The organism is Candidatus Megaera venefica, assembly GCF_034554655.1.
Lineage (GTDB): Bacteria > Pseudomonadota > Alphaproteobacteria > Rickettsiales > Rickettsiaceae > Megaera_A > Megaera_A venefica.
Window position 1 is genome coordinate 1 of record NZ_JARJFB010000279.1, and the last position, 567, is coordinate 567.

Below are 567 nucleotides of genomic sequence, written 5' to 3' on the forward strand. Positions count from 1 at the left end.
TTGTTGGCCATAAAAAAGAAATCTAGTTCTATTGACACGTTAGCACAAAGTAATTACAATACTAATATTGTTCAAAAAAACTAAGGAGGAGGGGTATGTACGCAGAGATCATAAAAATTGGTAACTCAAAAGGGTTGAGAATACCTAAAGCATTTCTTAAACAATCTAAAATAAAGAATACCGTACAACTCACAGTAAAAGACCATTCACTAATCATAACACCATACGAGGAAGTAAGATCAGGATGGGAAGACAGTTTTAAACTTATGGCTGAAAATGAGGATGACACCCTTTTAGATATGAATAATATAGAGCATTCTTGGGATGAAGAGGAATGGGTATGGTAGATACTAATCGATTTGACATTTTACTTGTTTCTTTAGACCCCTCGCAAGGATTTGAGATTAAGAAGACAAGACCGTGTGTAGTCGTTTCTCCTGATGAAATGAACAAGTATATAAGAACTATTATTGTTGCTCCTATGACGGGCAAGATTAGGAATTATCCAACTCGTGTTCCTATAACTTTTGAAGGGAAAGAAGGTAGTATTGTTCTTGACCAAATTCG

Annotated in this window: 2 protein-coding genes; both read left to right on the forward strand. The window is 34.9% G+C overall.

Annotation, left to right across the window (positions count from 1 at the left end; translation table 11 throughout):
- Positions 1 to 95 precede the first annotated feature (95 nt).
- A complete protein-coding gene (locus Megvenef_RS09770; protein ID WP_322777716.1) occupies positions 96 to 347 on the forward strand; it encodes an AbrB/MazE/SpoVT family DNA-binding domain-containing protein in 252 nt (83 codons plus the stop codon).
- The coding region (locus Megvenef_RS09775) for a type II toxin-antitoxin system PemK/MazF family toxin (protein WP_322777717.1) at positions 341 to 567 on the forward strand (227 nt) is incomplete at its 3' end. The genes Megvenef_RS09770 and Megvenef_RS09775, both read left to right, overlap by 7 nt.